Annotated in this window: 1 protein-coding gene; it reads right to left on the bottom strand. The window is 60.3% G+C overall.

The window, feature by feature from the left end; all coding sequences use genetic code 11:
- Positions 1–1184: ATP-binding cassette domain-containing protein (locus tag ACXJ7R_RS33460; protein ID WP_457155528.1), on the bottom strand; the 1184-nt coding region annotated here is incomplete at its 3' end.
- Positions 1185–1217 lie beyond the last annotated feature (33 nt).

Below are 1217 nucleotides of genomic sequence, written 5' to 3'. Positions count from 1 at the left end.
TCGATGCTCTGCGTCTTGATTCCGATCCGAGTGATGAGATCGGCCGCAATGGCGATGGCAGCGGGGCGGTCGAAGAATGGCCCATGCCGGGGCGGGCGGACCATCACCAGATTGTCGAGGACACTGAACTCAGCGATCAGCCCTTCATTGTGACGGTCGCCGGGCAGATGGGCTACGCCCTGCCGCCAAGCATCAGTCGGGCTCGATGGCGCGAATGGAACATCCGCAAGCCTCATCGTGCCGTGGCCTAAAGGCAGGTCGCCGCAAATGGCTGCGAACAGCGCTTCGGCGCCAGCGCCTTTCAATCCGGCAAGGCCGAGGATTTCGCCGGCATGAACATCCAGGCTGACGCCGTTGAGTTCGCGCCCAACGGCCACGTCGCAGGCTTGGAAGACAACAGGGCCCCGCGCGGGCTTGCTTGGGTCTGCCGTCAGACGAGACGGATAGATACCTTTCGCGAGGTCGCGTCCCACCATGCGGCGATGAATCTCATTGGGCTCGATCTCGGCTGTACGATATGTTCCGACATATTGCCCATCCTTCAGGATCGTCAGTCCATCGGCGACGGCAAGCACCTCGTCGAGATGATGAGAAACGAAAGCTACGGTCATCCCCTGAACCTTGAGTTCGTTGATGACGCCAAGGACCGCCTGAACCTCGCGGTGATCCAGATAGGCGGTGGATTCGTCGAGGAGGAGAATTTTCGGATTTGTAGATAGAGCTCGGGCGATCTCGATGCATTTCAGCTCGCCGAGATTGAGGCGGCCTGTGTCTGCAGAGACTGGTATTTGCGCGCCGATCCGCTCGAGGATCGCTTGCGCCGCCGATTCCATACGTCTGCGATCGATGAGACCGAGGCGACCGGCGAACCTTCGCAGGCGATCGATAAAGATGTTTTCAGCAACCGACAACGACCGGTTGATCGTGATTTCCTGGTAAACAAGCGACACGCCAAGGGCCGCCGCACCGCTGACACTCTGTGGGGCATATCGTGCTTCGTCCAGCGTCATCACGCCGCTGTCAGGCCGTTCGGCACCGGCGAGCATCCGCAGGGTCGTCGATTTGCCAGCTCCGTTTTCGCCGACGATGGCGTGAACCATACCAGGCAGAAGCACCACCGACACGCCATCCACGGCACGTGTCTGGCCGTAACTCTTGCGCAGATCGCTCGCGGTAAGCGTCATGGATCGAATACGTCCAATGCCCTGGGAGAAGCC

Source organism: Mesorhizobium sp. P5_C1 (assembly GCF_054049815.1).
This window is presented reverse-complemented; position numbering and strand designations above follow the sequence as displayed.